We start from the raw sequence: 17,822 nt of genomic DNA, 5'->3' as shown, positions 1-17,822 counted from the left end.
CCCATGCTCACTCCCCCGCCCCCCATCCGTATCGAGAAAGGCCAGGCCACGGACGAGGAACTGGCCGCCCTCGCGGCCCTGCTGCTCAGCCGTGCCGCCCGGGCCGGCGTCGACGCGCCGACGCCCACGCCCGGCACCACCTCCTGGCGCCCCCACCGCTTCCACCCCCCGCACAGCTGGCAGACGCCCTGAGCGGTGCCGCGCCGAAGCGCCGGACCGGCCCCCTCCCCCGAGGGGCCGGCCCGGCGCTTCGGCGCGCCCGGCTCCCGCCGGCTGTGCACCCCGCCGCGGGGCCCGCTGCCCTCCCTTGTCCGGCCGGACTTCCCGGACACGACGACCCCGCCGGGGACCGGGCACCTTGCCCGCGGCATCGGGGATCGCCGCGCACTCCCCGTGCGACCCCGTCGAAAGCAGGCGACTCCCTACCGACACGGGAAAGGACCAGGTGAGGTCGGGCCCTTCGCTTCCGCGACAGCTGGTTCGGTCACGGCGTCAGGCCCGTCCGGTCGGGAGCGCACCCGGACCCGCCGGTCCGCCGGGTCCGCCGGGTCCGCCGGGTCCGCCGGGTCCGCCGGGTCCGCCGGGTCCGCCGGGTCCGCCGGGTCCGCCGGGTCCGCCGGGTCCGCCGGGTCCGCCGGGTCCGCCGAGGAGCGTGCCGCCCGCGGTCGCCTCGGTACAGGGCGCCGGGACGGCGGTGTCCGGCATGCGTGCGGCGAGCGCCTCCCCCGCCCAGGGCGAGCCGCCACCCCTGACGGCCGGTCCGCCGGGCCCGGCCCAGCGGCGCACAAAAGCGCAGGTCAGACCCCCTGCCAGCAGGTTCGAGGATCGCGACGCACTCCGCATGCGACGTCATCGGAAGGATGTCGGTCTCAGCGAGCCACGGAAAAGACCAGGTCAGAGCCACGTTTCTTACTCCCCGCACAGCGTGAGTGCACCCAGAGCGTCAAACGAGCGTCACGGTCGAACATTCCGCAGACTCCAGAGGTCAACTGGCTCCTCATCGTGTCGGATTGGGTGTCCCAGACGAGCTGGTCCGGGCGGGTGGGGGTGCCGGGGACCCAGACCGGGCTGAGGTCGATCGCCCGTTCCCTTGATGCCAGCTGGTCTCCCGCTGGGAGATCATGCGTGCGGTGTCCATGCCGTGCACGGGAGCCTGACCGGCGTCTCAGTGTGAGGACGTACTTGGCGCTATGGCCGGGACGATGCGCGGTACCCGCACATAAAAGGTGACGTGTTCTGTCGGTTTTAGCGTGAACGATGGATGACATGAGCAACGAGGACATCACCAGGCAGACCACCAAGAACACCGAGCAGGCCAGTCCGAAGGGTCCGCTCGCGGGACGGATCGCCCTCGTGGCGGGTGCTACCCGCGGGGCGGGACGAGCTCAGGCTGTGGAACTGGGGCGGGCCGGCGCGACCGTGTATGTGACCGGCCGAACCACCCGGGCCCGGGCCAGCGAGGTCGGCCGGACGACCGAGACCATTGAGGAGACCGCCGAACTCGTCACCGCAGCGGGCGGCACTGGAATCGCAGTTCCCACCGACCATCTCGACGAAGCCCAGGTCCGCGCCCTCGTCGAGCGGATCGACCGGGAGCACGAGCGGCTCGACATTCTCGTCAACGACCTGTGGGGCGGCGAGCACCTTCTGACCGCCTCGGTGTTCGGAAAGAAGAGCTGGGAGACACCGCTCGCCGACGGCCTGCGGATCCTGGAGCTGGGCGCGCGCTCGCACGTGATCACGGCGGCGCTGCTGCTTCCGCTGCTGATCCGCTCCGACGCGCCGCTGCATGTGGAAGTCACCGACGGTACCGCGCACTCCAACCGCCGCTACCGGGAGAACATCTACTACGACCTGGCGAAGAACGCCCCGATCCGCCTCGCGTTCGGGCTGGCTCAGGAGCTGGCGGAGTACGAGGGCACGGCGGTCGCGGTGTCCCCAGGCTTCCTGCGTTCGGAGCAGATGCTCTCCCACTTCGGTGTGAGTGAGGAGAACTGGCGTGACGCGATCGCCCAAGAGCCGACGTTCGCGATCGCGGAGTCCCCGCTCTACCTGGCCCGTACGGTCGCGGCGCTGGCCGCCGACCCAGACCGCGCGAGGCGGTGGAACGGCAAGTCCACCTCCAGCGGGGAAATGGCCAGGGCATACGGGGTGACGGACGTGGACGGCAGCCAGCCGGATGCCTGGGCATACTTCGAGGACGTCACCTACGGCGGCAAGGAAGGCTCCCCTGACGACTACCGCTGATCCTCGGCTTCCCCGGGTTACGCCTCTCGAGGGTCGGCCTGGTAGAGGGCAGCCGGAGCTGCGGCGCGTTCACGGAAGCGGGCGCGCAGGCAAGCCGGGGACAGCACCTCGACGTCCGCGCCGAGCCGGGCCAACTGGTCGAAGACGACGTCCTCGTACTCCGCCGGCGGCTCGAGGCTGACCAGGCCAGCGGGGTTGGGGGCGCTCGCGGAGGCGGGCGCCCCCCGCGATGGCAGCCCCGTCCACGACGGCAGGCAGCCGCCGCAGCCCCTGGCCGGTCAGCCGGACCGTGACGGTGGTACGCAGCAGGGTGCGGGCGAAGGCGGCCGAGCCGGTCTCCGAGTGCGCGGCCAGGTCGAAGGCCGGGCCGCGCATGAACGGCTCCTCCGCTCCGTGAGCGGAGCCGAGGGCGGTGATCCGGTCGACACGGTAGGTACGCCAGCCGCCGTCATGGTCCTCCCGCTCACCGGGGAGCGGATCACGGCGTACCAGGTGCCGGCCTTCAGCACGAGCCCGTACGGCTCCACCACCCGCGTTCCGCTGCATCCGACAGCCCCAGATCCTGCAACGCAGAGGGCAGACCGGACGCATCCCGCGGCAGCGGAACCCGCGCCGACGTCCACGCCTGCACAAAGAAGGCCAACGACCACGACGGTAACGGCTACATCACCTACCACGGCTAACCAACCAGCCCGAGCCGACAGCCGGTTGCCAGGCAAGACGTCTGGCAACCAGCCCCTCCCCCGCAGTGCTCGCCGCGCGCGAGACATACACCCGATAGGCAGCAGTCCACTACGCCCCGAGCAGGTCGGCGTCATGGCCGGACCTGTCTGCCCCCGCGGCGGTGCGACCCGTGCAGTAGCGGAGAGCGTGGTGGGGACCGGATCACGCGAGCGCGGCATGCAATATATGGCGTCGCGCGGTGGGTCAATATCTGTGCGCGCGGTTTGAGTTTTCATCGGAGCATGCGGATAGATTCTCTGCCGCAATAAGCAAGGTGGCGTTCTTCACCGCACAGTGGCTGCTGTGGCGTGCTACTGTCGATGTCAGTTGCAGTTGTGGTTCCCGAAATTTCAAGTGCTCCGGTCGGGCTCTGTACCCCTGGAAGCGCTTTTATATCTCCGGTCTTTTTCCGGGCGGGGTGATCATTGCGGCGACACGTGGTTCGCACGGTGCGGATCCCGTATGACTGCCCCGAAGGAGAAATGACATGGCTGCTGGTACCGTGAAGTGGTTCAACGCGGAAAAGGGCTTCGGCTTCATCGAGCAGGACGGTGGCGGCGCTGACGTGTTCGCCCACTACTCGAACATCGCCGCCCAGGGCTTCCGCGAGCTGCTGGAGGGCCAGAAGGTGAGCTTCGACATCGCGCAGGGCCAGAAGGGCCCGACGGCCGAGAACATCGTTCCCGCCTGACGCTGACTGTCACATACTTGTAGCTGGGGCCCGCATCCTTCGGGGTGCGGGCCCCAGCTACATGCGTTTCCCGCAGTGTTTTCACCTGCGGACGACACCCCGGACAGCATGTGCTTACCGCACACGGATCGTCCTTCGAGGGTGCAACCCGCATCCTTCATAGCTACAGCGCAGTGGACGCTTCGAATATCGAAGCCCACAGCACCCCCAATCATTCCAGCGCATGTGCCGCACAGATTCTCTGTTGGCCAGATCCGCTGGCAAGGCCCACCGGTCCATTCTTGCGATTCTCCGTGCTGCCCATTGCTTCGGAAATTCCTTGATATGTGCCGCATCGAGGAAGGTTCCGTATGAACCGCACACGCACGAACGACCGCTTCACTCGCACCCGTCAGGGCAGTGCCGACTCCGGAAAGGGCGGCAGCCGCTTCGGTTCGCCGGCGCCGCGCCGGCCGGCCGGACCCAGCCGCTCCGGCGGTTACGGCCGGCGGCCCGCCGCCGTCCAGGGGGAGTTCGCCCTCCCCCGGACGATCACCCCCGCGCTTCCCGCCGCGGAGGGCTTCGCCGATCTCGACATGCCCGGGGAACTGCTGGCCGCGCTCGGCCAACAAGGGGTGACCGTGCCGTTCCCGATCCAGGCCGCGACCCTGCCGAACTCCCTCGCCGGCCGCGACATCATGGGCCGCGGGCGCACCGGTTCCGGAAAGACCCTCGCCTTCGGCCTGGCTCTGCTGGCCCGTACGGCCGGACGGCGGGCCGAGCCTCGGCAGCCGCTGGGGCTGGTCCTCGTACCGACACGTGAACTGGCGCAGCAGGTCACCGACGCGCTCACCCCGTACGCCCGCTCTGTGAAGCTGCGGCTGGCCACCGTTGTGGGCGGGATGTCGATCGGCAGGCAGGCGTCGGCGCTGCGCGGTGGCGCCGAGGTCGTCGTCGCCACCCCGGGACGTCTCAAGGACCTCATCGACCGCGGCGACTGCCGGCTGAACCAGGTCTCCATCACCGTCCTCGACGAGGCCGACCAGATGGCCGACATGGGCTTCATGCCGCAGGTCACCGCCCTGCTCGACCAGGTCCGCCCCGAAGGCCAGCGCATGCTGTTCTCCGCCACCCTCGACCGCAACGTCGACCTGCTCGTACGCCGCTACCTGACCGATCCGGTCGTGCACTCCGTCGACCCCTCGGCCGGCGCCGTCACAACGATGGAGCACCACGTACTCCATGTCCACGGCGCCGACAAATACGCGGCCACGACCGAGATCGCCGCACGCGACGGTCGCGTGATCATGTTCCTCGACACCAAGCACGCCGTCGACAGACTGACCCGGGACCTGCTCGACAGCGGGGTACGGGCCGCCGCCCTGCACGGCGGCAAGTCCCAGCCGCAGCGCACCCGCACCCTGGCGCAGTTCAAGACCGGACACGTCACCGTCCTGGTGGCGACCAACGTCGCGGCACGCGGCATCCACGTCGACAACCTCGACCTCGTCGTCAACGTCGACCCGCCGACCGACCACAAGGACTACCTCCACCGGGGCGGCCGCACGGCCCGCGCCGGCGAGTCCGGCAGCGTCGTCACGCTCGTCACCCCGAGCCAGCGCCGCGGCATGGTCCGTCTCATGTCGGACGCCGGGATCCGGCCGCAGACCACCCCGGTCAGCCCGGGCGACGAGGCCCTCAGCCGGATCACCGGAGCCCAGGCCCCGAGCGGCATCCCGGTCGTCATCACCGCCCCGGCGACCGAACGCCCCAAGAAGCGCGGCGCCACCTCACGCGGCCGACGCCGCCCCGCCTCGGCGACCCGGCGTACCCCCGCACCCAAGTCCACGACTGGCGCGGCCGCCTAGAACCGTCCTGATCAAGAACCCCGCCCGTCTGCGCAGGAGGCACCCCTTGACGCTAGGACAGCTGCAGTATCGCTCCGTTATCGCTCGCCCATTGCACGGCACGGTGGCCGACGTCATGGACGCCGCCGGGCCACAGGTCTGGTTCGACATGACCGTCGAGGTGGCGCTGTCTGTGATGACCGCCGCCCGTACCGAGCATCTGGTCGTCTGCGACGAGGATGCCCGGTGCGTCGGCCTGGTCACCCAGGCCCGGCTCACCGCCGTCCGGGACAGCTCCGAGTACACCGACCGGCTCCGCCTCGGTGACATCACCGACGGCAGCGAGCCCTTCGTCTCACCATTGGCCACGAGGGAAGAAGCCGAGGACGCGGTGCCCTTCGGACGGCTCGGGCTGGTGCCCGTGGTCGACGAACACGGCAGCGCCCTGGGCGTCCTCGCTCTCTCCCGCTGAACCGCCAAACGGCGGCCGGCCCCGTAACCTCTCCTGCCTGTGAGGCATCATGCGCTGTGTCATTGCCCGCTTCCCGTTCGACCTGACCAAGAGCGGCGTGCTGGAATCGATGAAGGGCGTCAAACCCGAACCGGTCACCGGCGAGTCCGTGATCATCGGACGACGCCGCTACCCCGCCAAGCAGGTCGGCCAGGTCATCACCCGCCAGGACCGCCGCGACTTCAGCGCCGGCGAAGTTCTGAGGGCCATGGCCCAGCTGGGCTTCACCTGCCGCACCCTTACCGAGGCCGCCCCCGCGCGCAGCGACAGTCCGTTGCAGCGGGCTTCCGCAATGCTCGGCGCCCCCCACCTGTCCGTCTGACCGACGCGACAAGCGCGCCGACACCAGAACAGCGGTGAGGGCCCGACCGGCACGCCGGCCGGGCCCTCACCACATGCCGCATTCCCCGATCGATGCGCGAGTGAGGCGGCAGCGCCGCGACGCCGTACTGAATCCTGCTGCTGGGGTCTGTAGACGGCACCCATCTGCTGGAGTTGTGGGACAAGCGACGCGCCTTCTACCGTCCCGGCGAGGAGGCGGCCCTGGGACGGTACGTCGTGGACCGCGCTGACTGCCCTCGACCGCGTGGAGGAGGGCCACGAAGCGGTGCGCCGCTACGTCATGGAACCCCGCCTGCCACAGATCACCGCACGCACGCTGGCGGTCTGTGCGCCCGACGATCACTCCTCCCGGCCGTCCCTGGCGAAGTTCGCGGCAGCGCTCGGCTGCCCGACCAGAGTGCTGTCCGACGGGCGCGTGGCGGCATCTGAGCAAGTGCCCCAGGAGTTCGCCGCGACCATAGCGGACTGGATCGGTCGCATGTGACCTCCGTGTAAGGCGACCCCGGGACGTCCTGGAGCGTCAGGAAACGGGGAACCATGTCGAGAGGCGCTTGGCGATGGCCGGTACCTCGATGTTGTCCTGCGCGACGTCCTCGACGAACGGGCCGGCCACGGAAACGTGCGGTGGGACGGTACTCGCGCTGACGCCGTTGAACCGCAGGAAGACACGCATGGCGAGCCAGGCGGTGCGCTTGTTGCCGTCGATCAGCGCGTGGTTGCGGGCGACGGAGTGCAGCAGTGCCGCAGCCTTCTCGTGCAACGTGGGATACAGCTCGGCCCCGAACACGTTGGTCCGGGGTCGCTCGATCGCCGACACCAGAAGGCCCATGTCGCGCACGCTGTGTTCGGTGCCGTTGACCGTGCGGGCGATGGCCAGGATCTCGTCGATCTGGAGGTAGCGCACGCCGGTCACTTCAGGTAGTCCAGGATCTCCGCATCGCTGTCCATCAGCTCGGCCAGGACGTCATCGACCTTCAGCTCGGCCCGGTTCTGGGCGTCACGGATGGCCTCGATGGCAAGTTCCTGCTTGCTGCGGCCTTCCCGACGAGCCCGCTCGGACAGCTTCGCGTCAAGGTCGTCGGGGAGTCGGAGTGTCATCGCCATACATGCATGATACCTGGCCGGTATCACGACTGACGTGGTCGAACCGTGTTCTAAAACGCGGAGCCCAAGATGGCGGCGCACAGCGCCTCAGGAGGTGCAGCAGAGGCTTCTGCTGCGAGCGTCACCCGAGCGTCAAGAATCCCCGAACGCCTCGAAAGACGTTGCCTGTGCACGCACCTCGCGCACGAACCCGCGGGTTAGCGAGTTATAGAGACCGATCCGCCCGCTCGAACCGCTGCACGGAGGGACAGGTCGAGCAACCCACCCGGACGAAAAAAGCGCATGTCAGGACCCCTTGCCAGCAGGTTCGAGAATCGCGACGCACTCGACGTGCGACGTCATCGGGAACAGATCGAACACCCGCAGCATCCGCACCCGGTACCCCCCGTCCCGGAAGTACCCCAGATCCCGCGCCAGCGCCGCCGGGTCGCACGCCACGTACGCGACGCGACGCGCCCCCAGGGACGCGAGGTGCTCCACCGTCTTCCGTCCCGCCCCCGCGCGCGGCGGGTCCAGGACGATCAGGTCGACCTCGTCGATGCCCGTGCGCGGCAGGACGGACTCCACCTTGCCCTGTTCGATCCGCACCCGGTCGAAGCCGGCGAGGTTGTGCCGGGCGTCCTCGACCGCGCGCTTGCCGGACTCGATGCCGAGGACGGCGCCCTTGTCGCCGACCCGGTCGGCGAGGGCGCCGGCGAAGAGGCCGACTCCGCAGTACAGGTCGAGGGCCATGTCGCCCTTGCGCGGGAGCAGGCCCTGCATGACCGCCTTGACCAGGGTGTCGGCGGCCTTGGGGTGGACCTGCCAGAAGCCGCCGCTGCCCACCCGGTAGGTGCGGTCGTCGGCGCGCTCGCGGACGAAGGGGCGGCCGTGGACGCGGTGGACGCCGCCGTCCTTCTCCCCGACGCGCATGACGGAGACCGGGCGGTCGAGCTCGACGATGGGCAGGCGGGCGCCCGGTCGCGGGGTCAGGATGACCTGGCGGTCCTGGGAGCCGGTGGCCGCGATCGCCTCGACGGACTCCATGCCCGGCCAGTCCCGTGCCTCGATGCCCAGCTCGCTGACGCCCTCCGCGGCGATCATGCAGTGGTCGATCGGCTGGACCTCGTGCGAGCGGTGCTTGCGCAGGCCCGCGCGGCCCTCGGAGTCGACGGCGTACTGGACGCGGGTACGCCAGGACGGGACCTGGCCGGCGGGCACCTTGTCGCCCTCGGCCGGCATCACCGTGCCGTCCCAGCCGGCCTCCTCGGGGGTGAGGCCCGCCAGGCGCTTCAGCTGCTCGGCGACGACCTCGCCCTTGAGGCGGCGCTGGGCGCCCGGCTTGGCGTGCTGCCAGTCGCAGCCGCCGCAGCGGCCGGGGCCGGCGAAGGGGCAGGGGGCCTCGATGCGGTCCTTGGAGGCGTCCAGGATCTCGACCGCGTCGGCGCGCAGGAAGCGGGCGCCCTCCTCGCCCTCGGTCACCCGGGCCACGACCCGCTCGCCGGGCAGCGTGTGCCGGACGAACAGCACCTGCCCCTCGGACGTACGGGCGATGCAGTGGCCGCCGTGGGCGACGGGGCCGATCTCGACCTCGTACTCCTCCCCCACCAGCGATTTCTTCGGTTCTGCCTGCATGGCGGGGTGACTCCAGAGAACGGGACGGCAAGGCACGGCCGCCGGAAGGCGGGCGCCGAAGGACAACAGCCGTCCAGTCTACTTCGACGGCGAGGACTCCTTCGCCCGGTCGGGGCCCGCGGGGCCGCGCCGGACCGCACCGGGCGCGTTCCAGTCCTGGCGCTTGCGCGCGCGCCGCTTGGCGGCCTCGGAGGACTGGAGCTGGTACGGGACCGAGGTGACCATGACACCGGGGGTGAAGAGCAGGCGGCCCTTGAGGCGCAGGGCGCTCTGGTTGTGCAGCAGGTGTTCGTACCAGTGGCCGACCACGTATTCGGGGATGATCACCGAGACCGCGTCGCGCGGGGACTCCTTGCGCAGGCTCTTGACGTACTCGATGACCGGCCGCGTGATCTCGCGGTAGGGCGAGTCCAGCACCTTCAGCGGTACGGCGATGCCGCGCCGTTCCCATTCGTCGCGCAGGGCCTTGGTCTCGGCCGGGTCGACGTTGACGCTGAGTGCCTCCAGGGTGTCGGAGCGCATGAGCTTGGCGTAGGCGAGGGCGCGGAGGGTGGGCCGGTGGATCTTGGAGATGAGGACGACCGAGTGGACGCGGGACGGGCGGACCATGTCGTCGGGCTGCGCCTCGTCGGGGTCCTCGGGGGCGGCGATCTCCTCGGCGACGCGGTCGTAGTGCTTGCGGATGGCCGTCATCGTCGCGAAGAAGATGCACATGCCGAGCAGGGCGACCCAGGCGCCGTGCGTGAATTTGGTGGCCAGTACGACGACCAGGACCAGGCCGGTGAAGAAGGCGCCGAAGGCGTTGATCGCGCGGGAGCGGATCATGCGGCGGCGGGCGGCCGGGTCCTTCTCTGTGGCCAGGTGGCGGTTCCAGTGGCGGACCATGCCGATCTGGCTGAGCGTGAAGGAGACGAAGACGCCGACGATGTAGAGCTGGATCAGGCGCGTCGAGTCGGCTCCGTAGATGAAGACCAGGAGCATCGCGGCGCCGGCGAGGAGCACGATGCCGTTGGAGAAGGCCAGGCGGTCGCCGCGGGTGTGCAGCTGGCGGGGCAGGTAGCGGTCCTGGGCGAGGATCGAGCCGAGCAGCGGGAAGCCGTTGTAGGCGGTGTTCGCGGCGAGGAAGAGGACGAGTGCGGTGGCGGCGGCCAGGATGATGAAGAGGAAGCTGCCCTCCCCGAAGACCGCCTCGGCGACCTGCGAGATCACCGGGTGCTGCACGTAGTCCGAGCCGAGCGCGACGCCGTTGTGGAAGAGGTCGGTGGCCGGGTTCTCCGACATGCGGACGTCGGTGGCGGCGGCCAGGGCGATGATGCCGCAGAACATGGTGACGGCGAGCAGGCCCATCAGCGCGAGGGTGTTGCCCGCGTTCTTCGACTTGGGCTTGCGGAAGGCCGGGACGCCGTTGGAGATCGCCTCCACGCCGGTGAGGGCGGCGCAGCCGGAGGAGAAGGCGCGCAGGAGGAGGAAGACCAGGGCGAAGCCCGCGAGGCCGCCGTGCTCCGGCTTGATCTCGTAGTCCGCGGTGGGGGCGCGCATGGTGTCGTCCAGGACCAGGCCGCGGAAGGCGCCCCAGGCAATCATGATGAAGACGCCCGCGACGAAGACGTACGTCGGGATGGCGAAGAGCGTGCCCGACTCCTTGACGCCGCGCAGGTTCATCAGCGTCAGCAGCAGGATGACGGCGATGGCGCAGAGGACCTTGTGCTCGACCACGAAGGGGATCGCGGAGCCGAGGTTCTCGATGCCGGAGGAGATGGAGACCGCGACGGTCAGTACGTAGTCGACCAGGAGGGCGCTCGCCACCGTCAGACCGGCCTTCGGGCCGAGGTTGGTGTTCGCCACCTCGTAGTCGCCGCCCCCGCTCGGGTAGGCGTGCACGTTCTGCCGGTAGGAGGCGACCACGGTGAACATCAGCACGACGACCGCGACCGCGATCCAGGGGCTGAAGTGGTACGCCGACACGCCCGCGATGGACAGGACCAGCAGGACCTCGCCGGGCGCGTAGGCCACGGAGGACAGCGGGTCGGAGGCAAAGACGGGGAGGGCGATGCGCTTCGGCAGGAGCGTTTCGCCCAGCCGGTCACTGCGCAGTGCGCGCCCGATCAGAATCCGTTTGGGCACGTCGGTCAGTTTGGACACAACAGAGGATCGTAAGCCTTCGAACGGGCGCCCGCCCACCCGCCACCCCCGATCGCCCCGCGCTCTGCCCTACGGGTGAATTCGGCGGCCGGGAGGGCTGCGGATTCCACAGGTCGCGCGGTCGGCGTGCCTGAATGTCCGACTGTATGACGAAGACTGCCCGATTGCCGACCGCTCCCCGGCCGTCGCACCGCCCCTTGGAGGTCCCATGCACCTGAGCGACCTGAGCGCAGAGCTGATCGGCGGCGCCGCCACGCTCGTCGGCCTCGGAATCCTGACTCTCGCCAGCATTCGCAGCATCGGCCGGCGGGACTCCTCGGCCGGAGGGTGAGACGGCCCCCTGCGGCCCCCGGAGGCTTGCCGCTACGTTGGGGGCGGACGACGGGGAGACCCGGCTTCCGATCGGGGTTCCGGACTTCCCGGGGCCCCGAGCGGCGTCGGGGTCGGTGCCCACCGGCATGATGTTCCCCTGCGGCCCGCACACCGGCCGCTATGTGTCGCCAGGCGAGCCGAAAGAGAGACATGAGCAGGACATCCACTAAGGCCGGCGGGCCCGCAGGAAGCGGGGTGTGAGGCGATGCACATCGTGATCATGGGCTGCGGGCGTGTGGGCTCGGCCCTCGCGCAGACGCTGGAGCAGCAGGGGCACACGGTCGCCGTGGTCGACCAGGACCCCACCGCCTTCCGCCGCCTCGGTTCCACGTTCGGCGGCCGCCGGGTCACCGGTATCGGCTTCGACCAGGACACCCTGCGCGAGGCGGGCATCGAGGAGGCCGGCGCCTTCGCCGCCGTCTCCAGCGGCGACAACTCGAACATCATCGCCGCCCGGGTGGCTCGTGAGATGTTCGGCGTGGAGAACGTCGCCGCCCGCATCTACGACCCCCGCCGCGCCGAGGTCTACCAGCGTCTGGGCATCCCCACGGTCGCCACCGTCCGCTGGACGGCCGACCAGATGCTGCGCCGGCTGCTCCCCTCGGGCGCCGAGCCGCTGTGGCGCGACCCGACCGGCGGGGTCCAGCTCGCCGAGGTGCACACCTCTGCGTCCTGGGTCGGCCACAAGATCAGCCGGCTCCAGGAGCAGACCGGGGTGCGGGTGGCGTTTCTCACCCGGCTCGGCGAGGCGATCCTGCCCTCCTCGCAGACGGTGTTGCAAGAGGGTGACCTGGTGCACGTGATGATGCGCACCGACGAGGTCGACAAGGTCGAGGCGGCGTTCGCCCAGGGTCCTGAAGAGGAGGGCGGTCACTGATGAGGGTCGCCATTGCCGGAGCCGGCGCGGTCGGCCGTTCGATCGCGGGCGAGCTGCTGGAGAACGGCCACGAGGTCCTGCTCATCGACAAGGCGCCGACCGCGATCTCGGTCGAGCGGGTGCCGATGGCGGAGTGGCTGCTCGCGGACGCGTGCGAGATCACGTCCCTGGACGAGGCGGCGCTCCAGCGCTGCAACGTCGTCATCGCCGCGACGGGCGACGACAAGGTCAACCTGGTCGTCTCCCTGCTGGCCAAGACGGAGTACGGCGTTCCGCGGGTCGTCGCCCGGGTGAACAACCCGAAGAACGAGTGGCTGTTCAACGAGTCCTGGGGCGTGGACGTCGCCGTCTCCACGCCGCGGCTGATGTCGGCCCTGGTCGAGGAGGCGGTGAGCGTCGGCGACCTGGTCCGGCTGCTGCGCTTCAGCCACGGCGACGCCAACCTCGTGGAGCTGACGCTGCCGGAGGAGTCGGCCTTGGCCGGCACGCAGGTCGGGGACGTGGAGTGGCCCGAGGACACCTCGCTGGTCACGATCATCCGCGGCACCCGGGTGCTGACGCCGTCCGGGGAGGACTCCCTGGAGGCCGGCGACGAGCTGCTGTTCGTGGCGGCGCAGGCCCGCGAGGAGCAGCTGGAGGACCTGCTGTCGGCGCGCAAGGGCAGTACGGCGCGCTGACCGGCGTACGGCCCGCACCTGGCCCGCGCACGGTCCGCGCATACGACGGTGGGGCGCCCGGAGATCTCCGGGCGCCCCACCGTCGTATGCCGTCACCCTTCCGGGGGGCGTCAGTCCTTGCGGTGCCTGCCGCCGGGCGCGGGGTCCAGGGTGTCCTCGCCGCGGGCCTCGCGCTCGGCCTTCGCGCGCTCCTCACGCTCCTTCTCGGCCTGCTCCGCCGCCTCCATCTCCGCGAACACGTCGATGGGAGCCGGCGCCTTGGCCAGGAAGACCCAGGTCAGCCAGACGGCGAGCAGGAAGGGCGGGATCTTCAGGGTGACCAGGACCCAGCCGAGCTGCTCGGTGTCCGCCCACCAGTACAGCGGGAAGAGGATCGCGGACTTGGCGAGCAGGATGAGGCCCCAGGCGTAGCTGGCCTTGGTGTAGGCCTTCTTGCGTCCCGGGTTCCGGGTGCGCCAGGAGAGGTTCTCCTTGAAGACCGGGCCGAGGATCAGACCGATCAGGGGCACGCCGGCCAGCGCGGTCACGATGTACGCCAGGGCCAGGCCCAGGGTGTAGAGCATGCCCGGCAGGTAGAAGTTCTTGGCGTTGTCGGTCATCATCGCGAAGACCACGCCGAAGGCGACGCCGAAGACGCCGCTGAAGGCGTGCTTGACGGTGTCCTTCATCGCCAGCCGGACCACGACCAGCACCAGCGACACGGCGAGCGCCGCGATCGCCGACATGTGCAGGTCGTTGTTGAGCGTGAAGATGGTGACGAAGAGCAGGCCCGGCAGCACCGTCTCGACCATGCCCCGCACGCCGCCGAACGCCTCGAACAGCGCGGCCTCCGTCACCGCCCGCGCGTCGCCGGCTTCCGTGTCCTGGGTGTCTTCGGTCGGCTTGTCGAGCGACGTCACCGGCTACTCCCGTCCGAGGGGTCTCAGTTCGTATTTCGGGTTGAAGAGCACCCGGCGGCCCCGGCTCATGGAGATCCGGCCCGATGCGATGAGCTTGCGCCCCGGCTCTATGCCCACGATGGAGCGCCTGCCCAGCCACACCACGTCCAGGGCGGCGGAGCCGTCGAACAGCTCGGCCTCCAGGGCCGGGACGCCCGCGCGCGGTCGCAGGGTGACCGTGCGCAAGGTACCAGTAACCGAGACGATCTGACGGTCCTGGCAGTCGCCGATACGGGTGCAGCCGGCGGTGTCGGCGTCCTCGCGCAGTTCCTCGGACTCCAGGTCCTCCTGCGACGAGGAGAGCCGGTCGAACATGCGCCGGAACCGGCCCACCGGCTTGTCGGAACGCGGAGCAGCACTCATGTCTGAAGCGTACCGGGGCGCGCCGACAGCGAGACACCCTCTCCTGGCCGGTATCGCGAGGCTCACTTCTCGAAGCGGTACCCCATGCCCGGCTCGGTGATGAAGTGGCGCGGGTGCGCCGGGTCCGTCTCCAGCTTGCGGCGCAGCTGCGCCATGTAGACCCGCAGGTAGTTCGTCTCCGTCCCGTACGACGGTCCCCACACCTCCTGGAGGAGCTGCTTCTGGCTGACCAGGCGCCCGGTGTTGCGCACCAGCACCTCCAGCAGGTGCCACTCGGTGGGCGTCAGCCGTACGTCCCGGCCGCCGCGGTTCACCTTCTTCGCGGCCAGGTCGACGGAGAAGTCGGCGGTGTCGACGATCACGTCGTCCTCGCCGCCCGGAACGGGTTCGGCCCGGCGGACGGCGGCACGCAGGCGGGCCAGCAGTTCGTCCATGCCGAAGGGCTTGGTCACGTAGTCGTCGGCCCCCGCGTCGAGCGCCTCGACCTTCTCGTCGGAGGAGTGCCGGGCGGAGAGCACCAGGATCGGCACCCGGGTCCAGCCGCGCAGGCCCCGGATCACCTCGACGCCGTCCATGTCGGGCAGGCCCAGGTCCAGCACCACCACGTCGGGGTGGCGGGCGGCGGCGAGCTGAAGGGCGGTGGCTCCGTCGTGGGCGGCGTCGACCTCGTAGTGCCGGGCCTTGAGGTTGATCACGAGGGCCCGCACGATCTGCGGTTCGTCGTCGATCACGAGCACCCGGGTCATCGGGCGGCCTGCCTTTCTGCTGTGGTGACAGGGAGAGCGCCGGCGTGTGGACCGGCCGCGCGGAGGGTGAGCACCATGGTGAGGCCGCCGCCGGGCGTGTCCTCGGCGTTCAGCGTGCCGGCCATCGCCTCGGCGAAACCCCGGGCCACGGCCAGGCCGAGGCCCACTCCGGCTCCGCGCGGGGCGTCGCCGTACCGCTGGAAGGGCTCGAAGATGCGCTCCTTGGCGCCGTCCGGCACGCCCGGTCCCCGGTCGACGACCCGGACCTCGACGCGGTCCGCGAGGGCGCTGGCGGCGACCAGGACGGTCCGGTCGGCGGGGCTGTACTTGACGGCGTTCTCGATCAGGTTGGCCATCGCGCGCTCCAGCAGCCCCGCGTCGACGGCGACCATGGGCAGCGTCTCGGGGACGTCCAGCTCGACGCTGCCCTCGGGGACGCCGCCGAGCGCCATCGGCACCACCTCGTCGACGTCTATCTCGCGGATCAGCGGCGTGACCGTGCCGGTCTGCAGGCGGGACATGTCGAGCAGGTTGCCCACCAGGTGGTCGAGGCGGTCGGCGCCCTCCTCGATCCCCTCGAGCAGCTCGGCCCGGTCCTCCTCGGACCACGCCACGTCGTCGGAGCGCAGACTGGTGACCGCGGCCTTGATGCCGGCGAGCGGTGTCCGCAGGTCGTGGCTGACGGCGGCCAGCAGCGCCGTGCGGATGCGGTTGCCCTCGGCCAGCGCGCGGGCCCGGTCGGCCTCCTCGCGCAGGCGCCGGCGGTCCAGTACGACGGCGGCCTGGGCGGCGAAGGCGGCCAGCACCCGGCGGTCCTCGGCGGGCAGCACCCGGCCGGTCAGCGCGAGGGCCATGTGGTCCCCGACCGGCATGTCCACGTCCGCGTCCTCAGGGCGCTCCACCGGCGGGCCCGTCCCCGCCCGTCCGGCGCAGGTCCAGGGCGCCACGTCGCCGTCCCGTTCCAGCAGGGCGGCCGACTCCATGCCGAAGGTCTCGCGGACCCGTTCCAACAGGGTCTCCAGGCTGGTCTCGCCGCGCAGGACGTCACCGGCGAGGAAGGAGAGGATCTCCGACTCGGCGCGCAGCCGGGCGGCCTGGTGGGTGCGGCGGGCCGCGAGGTCGACGACCGAGGCCACGGAGAGCGCGACGCCCACGAATATGGCGAGCGCAAGCATGTTCCTGGGGTCGGCGATGGTGATCCGGTTGACCGGGGGCGTGAAGAACCAGTTCAGCAGGAGGGAGCCGACCGCGGCCGAGGCGAGCGCCGGGTACAGGCCGCCGAGCAGCGCGGCGGCCACGGTCAGCGCCAGGTACAGCAGCACGTCGTTGGCGAGGCCGAGGTGGACGGTGTTCAGCAGCAGGGTGAGCAGGACCGGGCCGCCGAGGCCGGTGAGCCAGCCCCAGACGCTCCGGGAGCGGCCGAGCCGCGCGCCCGTGGCCACGGGCAGTCCCCGGCCCTTGGCGACCTCCTCGTGGGTCACGATGTGGACGTCCAGGTCGGGGCCGGACTCACGGGCCACCGTGGCGCCGACGCCGGGTCCGAAGACGTACTGCCAGGCCTTGCGGCGCGAGGAGCCGAGGACGATCTGGGTGGCGTTGCTGCCGCGCGCGAAGTCGAGCAGCGCGGCCGGTATGTCGTCGCCGAGTACGTGGTGGAAGGTGCCGCCGAGGTCCTCCACCAGGGTGCGCTGCACCGCCAGTTCCTTGGGGGAGGCCGCGGTGAGCCCGTCGCTGCGGGCTATGTAGACGGCCAGCACCTCGCCGCCGGCGCCCTTCTCCGCGAGGCGCGCGGCCCGGCGTATCAGGGTCCGGCCCTCGGGGCCGCCGGTCAGGCCGACCACGATGCGCTCGCGCGAGCCCCAGATCCTCGAGACGCGGTGTTCGCTGCGGTACTGCTGGAGGTACTCGTCAACCCGGTCGGCCACCCACAGGAGGGCCAGCTCGCGCAGGGCGGTGAGGTTGCCGGGGCGGAAGTAGTTGGACAGCGCCGCGTCGACCTTGTCCGGCTGGTAGATGTTGCCGTGGGCCATGCGCCGGCGCAGCGCCTGCGGCGACATGTCCACGAGCTCTATCTGGTCGGCCCGGCGCACCACCTCGTCCGGCACGGTCTCCTGCTGCCGTACGCCGGTGATCGACTCGACGACGTCGCCGAGGGACTCCAGGTGCTGGATGTTGACGGTCGAGATCACGTCGATCCCGGCGGCCAGCAGCTCCTCCACGTCCTGCCAGCGTTTGGCGTTGCGGGCGCCGGGGACGTTGGTGTGCGCCAGTTCGTCCACCAGGGCGACCCGGGGGGCGCGTTCCAGCACCGCGTCCGGGTCCAGTTCGGTGAAGACGGCGCCGCGGTGAGCCAGCTCCCGGCGCGGCACCTGCTCCAGGCCGTGCAGCAGCACCTCGGTGCGGGACCTGCCGTGGTGCTCCACGAAGGCCACGACGCAGTCCGTGCCCCGCTCCATGCGGCGGTGCGCCTCGGACAGCATCGCGTACGTCTTGCCGACGCCCGGTGCCGCACCGAGGTAGATCCGAAGCTTGCCGCGTCCCATGGCCTCATTGTCTTCCGGTCAGCGCTGGTTGCGCAGCGTCGACCCTACGGCCAGCAATCCCGACAAATCAGGGCGGGACAGGGGGCGCCGGTGCTCTTTGACGCAA

20 protein-coding genes and 1 pseudogene are annotated in these 17,822 nt (G+C 70.5%); 12 read left to right on the top strand and 9 right to left on the bottom strand.

Annotated features, from left to right (window positions below):
- Nucleotides 1-3: 3 nt before the first annotated feature.
- Together M6G08_RS17445 and M6G08_RS17440 are read left to right on the top strand one after the other, a co-directional pair.
- Complete coding sequence (locus M6G08_RS17445) at nt 4-192, top strand: acyl-CoA carboxylase epsilon subunit (RefSeq protein WP_272588075.1); 189 nt, start codon at nt 4-6, stop codon at nt 190-192.
- 1,074 nt (nt 193-1,266) lie between these two features.
- The gene (locus M6G08_RS17440) at nt 1,267-2,247 is read left to right on the top strand and encodes an SDR family oxidoreductase (RefSeq protein WP_272588074.1); all 981 of its coding nucleotides are present in this window, start codon (nt 1,267-1,269) and stop codon (nt 2,245-2,247) included.
- Between the two features lie 17 nt (nt 2,248-2,264).
- Here the strand turns inward: M6G08_RS17440 and M6G08_RS17435 are convergent, their stop codons facing one another.
- Complete coding sequence (locus M6G08_RS17435; protein WP_272591364.1) at nt 2,265-2,432, bottom strand: WCX domain-containing protein; 168 nt, start codon at nt 2,430-2,432, stop codon at nt 2,265-2,267.
- Nucleotides 2,433-2,476: 44 nt separating this feature from the next.
- On the opposite strand from M6G08_RS17435, the gene M6G08_RS36000 reads away from it, so the two are divergent.
- The 7 genes and pseudogenes from M6G08_RS36000 (at nt 2,477) to M6G08_RS17400 (ending at nt 6,824) form a co-directional block, all read left to right on the top strand.
- Nucleotides 2,477-2,644, top strand: coding sequence for a hypothetical protein (locus tag M6G08_RS36000; RefSeq protein ID WP_443049030.1), 168 nt, complete (start codon nt 2,477-2,479; stop codon nt 2,642-2,644).
- A gap of 202 nt (nt 2,645-2,846) precedes the next feature.
- Nucleotides 2,847-2,930 (top strand): annotated as a pseudogene (locus M6G08_RS17425) (lamin tail domain-containing protein); the annotation flags it as partial.
- 527 nt (nt 2,931-3,457) lie between these two features.
- Complete coding sequence (locus tag M6G08_RS17420; RefSeq protein ID WP_023586105.1) at nt 3,458-3,661, top strand: cold-shock protein; 204 nt, start codon at nt 3,458-3,460, stop codon at nt 3,659-3,661.
- Between the two features lie 350 nt (nt 3,662-4,011).
- On the top strand, nt 4,012-5,508 hold the full coding sequence (locus M6G08_RS17415; protein WP_272588073.1) for a DEAD/DEAH box helicase: 1,497 nt from the start codon (nt 4,012-4,014) through the stop codon (nt 5,506-5,508).
- Nucleotides 5,509-5,554: 46 nt separating this feature from the next.
- Nucleotides 5,555-5,959 carry a CBS domain-containing protein gene (locus tag M6G08_RS17410; protein ID WP_272588072.1) on the top strand — a complete coding sequence of 135 codons (405 nt, stop codon included), beginning with the start codon at nt 5,555-5,557 and terminating at the stop codon, nt 5,957-5,959.
- Nucleotides 5,960-6,008: 49 nt separating this feature from the next.
- Nucleotides 6,009-6,320, top strand: a complete 312-nt coding sequence (locus M6G08_RS17405) for an SCO5918 family protein (protein ID WP_272588071.1) — start codon at nt 6,009-6,011, stop codon at nt 6,318-6,320.
- Nucleotides 6,321-6,584: 264 nt separating this feature from the next.
- Nucleotides 6,585-6,824, top strand: coding sequence for an alpha/beta fold hydrolase (locus tag M6G08_RS17400; RefSeq protein ID WP_272588070.1), 240 nt, complete (start codon nt 6,585-6,587; stop codon nt 6,822-6,824).
- A 36-nt stretch (nt 6,825-6,860) separates the two neighbouring features.
- Here M6G08_RS17400 and M6G08_RS17395 read toward each other — a convergent pair whose 3' ends face one another.
- From M6G08_RS17395 to M6G08_RS17380, 4 genes are all read right to left on the bottom strand, one after another.
- On the bottom strand, nt 6,861-7,253 hold the full coding sequence (locus M6G08_RS17395; RefSeq protein WP_272588069.1) for a type II toxin-antitoxin system death-on-curing family toxin: 393 nt from the start codon (nt 7,251-7,253) through the stop codon (nt 6,861-6,863).
- Entirely contained in the window at nt 7,250-7,444 is a 195-nt protein-coding gene (locus M6G08_RS17390; protein WP_272588068.1) for a ribbon-helix-helix protein, CopG family, read from the bottom strand. Before M6G08_RS17390 ends, M6G08_RS17395 begins: the two co-directional genes overlap by 4 nt.
- A 285-nt stretch (nt 7,445-7,729) precedes the next feature.
- On the bottom strand, nt 7,730-9,058 hold the full coding sequence (locus M6G08_RS17385) for a class I SAM-dependent RNA methyltransferase (protein WP_272588067.1): 1,329 nt from the start codon (nt 9,056-9,058) through the stop codon (nt 7,730-7,732).
- A 78-nt stretch (nt 9,059-9,136) separates the two neighbouring features.
- Nucleotides 9,137-11,200: an APC family permease gene (locus M6G08_RS17380; RefSeq protein ID WP_272588066.1), complete on the bottom strand. Its 2,064-nt coding sequence runs from the start codon at nt 11,198-11,200 to the stop codon at nt 9,137-9,139.
- Nucleotides 11,201-11,408: 208 nt separating this feature from the next.
- On the opposite strand from M6G08_RS17380, the gene M6G08_RS17375 reads away from it, so the two are divergent.
- From M6G08_RS17375 to M6G08_RS17365, 3 genes are all read left to right on the top strand, one after another.
- Entirely contained in the window at nt 11,409-11,531 is a 123-nt protein-coding gene (locus M6G08_RS17375; RefSeq protein ID WP_272588065.1) for a hypothetical protein, read from the top strand.
- A gap of 246 nt (nt 11,532-11,777) precedes the next feature.
- Nucleotides 11,778-12,449, top strand: coding sequence for a potassium channel family protein (locus M6G08_RS17370; RefSeq protein WP_272588064.1), 672 nt, complete (start codon nt 11,778-11,780; stop codon nt 12,447-12,449).
- Nucleotides 12,449-13,126 carry a potassium channel family protein gene (locus M6G08_RS17365; protein WP_019325863.1) on the top strand — a complete coding sequence of 226 codons (678 nt, stop codon included), beginning with the start codon at nt 12,449-12,451 and terminating at the stop codon, nt 13,124-13,126. The genes M6G08_RS17370 and M6G08_RS17365 overlap by 1 nt, the downstream gene beginning before the upstream one ends.
- 110 nt (nt 13,127-13,236) lie before the next feature.
- Here the strand turns inward: M6G08_RS17365 and M6G08_RS17360 are convergent, their stop codons facing one another.
- The 4 genes from M6G08_RS17360 to M6G08_RS17345 form a co-directional block, all read right to left on the bottom strand.
- Entirely contained in the window at nt 13,237-14,025 is a 789-nt protein-coding gene (locus M6G08_RS17360; RefSeq protein WP_272588063.1) for a DUF3159 domain-containing protein, read from the bottom strand.
- 3 nt (nt 14,026-14,028) lie between these two features.
- Nucleotides 14,029-14,427 carry an OB-fold nucleic acid binding domain-containing protein gene (locus M6G08_RS17355; RefSeq protein ID WP_071528847.1) on the bottom strand — a complete coding sequence of 133 codons (399 nt, stop codon included), beginning with the start codon at nt 14,425-14,427 and terminating at the stop codon, nt 14,029-14,031.
- A 62-nt stretch (nt 14,428-14,489) separates the two neighbouring features.
- A complete protein-coding gene (locus M6G08_RS17350; RefSeq protein WP_272588062.1) occupies nt 14,490-15,173 on the bottom strand; it encodes a response regulator in 684 nt (227 codons plus the stop codon).
- Nucleotides 15,170-17,716 (bottom strand): DUF4118 domain-containing protein, encoded by a 2,547-nt coding sequence (locus tag M6G08_RS17345; protein ID WP_272588061.1) that lies wholly within the window; start codon nt 17,714-17,716, stop codon nt 15,170-15,172. The genes M6G08_RS17350 and M6G08_RS17345 overlap by 4 nt, the downstream gene beginning before the upstream one ends.
- Between the last annotated feature and the right edge of the window lie 106 nt (nt 17,717-17,822).

Source organism: Streptomyces sp. M92, assembly GCF_028473745.1.
Taxonomy (GTDB): domain Bacteria; phylum Actinomycetota; class Actinomycetes; order Streptomycetales; family Streptomycetaceae; genus Streptomyces.
The sequence above is the reverse complement of the archived record's forward strand: the minus strand, read 5'-3'. Positions and strand labels throughout refer to the sequence as shown.